1 pseudogene is annotated in these 1,371 nt (G+C 37.3%); it reads right to left on the bottom strand.

Annotated elements, in window-relative coordinates:
* Window positions 1–233: 233 nt before the first annotated feature.
* A pseudogene (locus BM097_RS15960) lies at window positions 234–1,371 on the bottom strand (ISNCY family transposase); the annotation flags it as partial.

The raw sequence follows: 1,371 nt of genomic DNA, 5'->3' as shown, positions 1-1,371 counted from the left end.
TAGGTAATTGCGAAACTCGCTGATGCTCGTCCGCAATCTTGATTATAAAATCGGATATTTCGCGCATAGGCGCGGAATTACTTTTGAAAGATAATTTTAGGCGCACTAAATAAGCCTGACTTATGAAGTTGGTAAGTCCTAAGCGATTAAAGGTTTCAGGCTACGGACAAATTCATGGTGGTTAATTTTATCAGCCAAAATGACAGTTACAAGCTGAGTTATTCCAGCAAGTATCAGATCAGCATGAAGAGTTTTTTCGTTTTGAGTTCTGCGTCCAGCAAGGCAAAGGTTTTCTTTGATGTGATTAATGTCTCGCTCAACCGCGGTCCTAATTTTATAAGTTGATTCCCATTCTTGGGTTCCACGAATAGCTCCTGGATAAGCTCTAAGATCTTTTTCGGGATAGATATGAATCATTCGACCGCAAGAAGATGATGTACATGGATTATCACATAGGCATTTGCGATGCGATTTCTTTGTGTTTTTATCATAGACATATTTGATTTTTGGGCATACAAACTTGAATCGAACAAGCCCATTCTTTCTGGTTGATGAACTTTCAAATTTCATTGGAAGACTATCATCATTAGGGCAACAAGGTATTCCATCTACATTTATTTTACAATCAGGATTTTTGATTCCTGACCTCGCATTCAGTGGAATATATGCTTTTGAGAAATGAGCATCTTTGCCAAAGGTATTGCCAGTTAGTAACTCTTTGTATAGGAGCGCTGAATCAAATGCAGCATCTCCAAGAAAAGTCTTTGGGTTAATCAAAGGGTGCTTATCAAAGAAATCCTTAAGTGTTGGGATTAAAAGTTTCGCATCGTGAACACATTTATCTTCGTCAGGAGAATCTGATTTCTTCTCGACGATTATCTCAGGATGAGATGCCATGAAATCTTTGTTATAGAAGGAAATATGGCGAACAATACCTAAACCGTTCGTCACAATTCCAAACTTGAAAACATAACAGAAATGACCATTTATATATAGTTGTTTTATTTCTGGATTAGCAGATGCATGACTAGGCATTGAACCGTAGGCTGCTTTGTATGGATCATAACCTTTATCGAAGCCATTATTTTTAGCATAAGCTTTTAACTGCTTAACTATACGGTTGGCATACTTGGGATTGTTTTCAGTAACAAAAGCTTCAATGCCAGATGAGTCAAATATTGTCATGTCAGCTTTAGCAGCATCTATGGCCTGACAGATAGGCTCTGTAACATCAACTAGATTATCGAAGACGAGTTGCAAATCATAGAGAAAGTCTTGTTTAAAACGAGTTATTTTGGAAGCATCTGGAACTTTTGTGAAACCACAGAATTCTCTAAGTGGTTTTGAATAGCTAAGAAAAGTCAGTAAGAG

Origin of the sequence: Pseudobutyrivibrio sp. OR37, from assembly GCF_900113655.1 — a bacterium.
In the GTDB taxonomy this organism is placed as follows: Bacteria; Bacillota; Clostridia; order Lachnospirales; family Lachnospiraceae; genus Pseudobutyrivibrio.
This window is presented reverse-complemented; position numbering and strand designations above follow the sequence as displayed.